This window comes from Rhizobium sp. PRIMUS64, assembly GCF_023006465.1.
GTDB classification, from domain to species: domain Bacteria; phylum Pseudomonadota; class Alphaproteobacteria; order Rhizobiales; family Rhizobiaceae; genus Rhizobium; species Rhizobium leguminosarum.
In genome coordinates this window covers 1-381 of sequence record NZ_JALBGX010000353.1, presented here as the reverse complement: position 1 = coordinate 381, position 381 = coordinate 1, and the positions used below count along the sequence as shown (strand labels likewise).

Below are 381 nucleotides of genomic sequence, written 5' to 3'. Positions count from 1 at the left end.
GCTTGCCGCCGTCACCGAGTTCAGGACCGCGATCGACGAGGAGGCGCGCTCGCGTGTGCTCTCAGATCCTCTCTATCGCCAGCAGCGAGCAGCGCTGGCGGCGGTGGCAAGCACGATCTGGCGCGATCCGGTCGGCGCCGTCGGCAAGATCGAAGATCTGCTTCAGAAAGGTTTTGCTGGCGAGCGCATCGCGGCCGCGGTGACCAACGATCCGGCCGCCTACGGCGCATTGCGCGGTTCCGATCGCCTGATGGACCGGATGCTGGCCGTCGGCCGGGAGCGGAAAGAGGCGGTGCAGGCCGTGCCTGAAGCCGCCGCCCGTTTGCGATCGCTCGGTTCGGCCTACGTCAATGTGCTCGATGCCGAACGCCAGGCTATCGC

1 protein-coding gene is annotated in these 381 nt (G+C 67.5%); it reads left to right on the top strand.

The features are described 5' to 3' along the window. Positions 1–381 (top strand): BID domain-containing protein (locus tag MOV76_RS39535; RefSeq protein WP_247266633.1); only part of this gene is annotated, 381 nt, incomplete at both ends.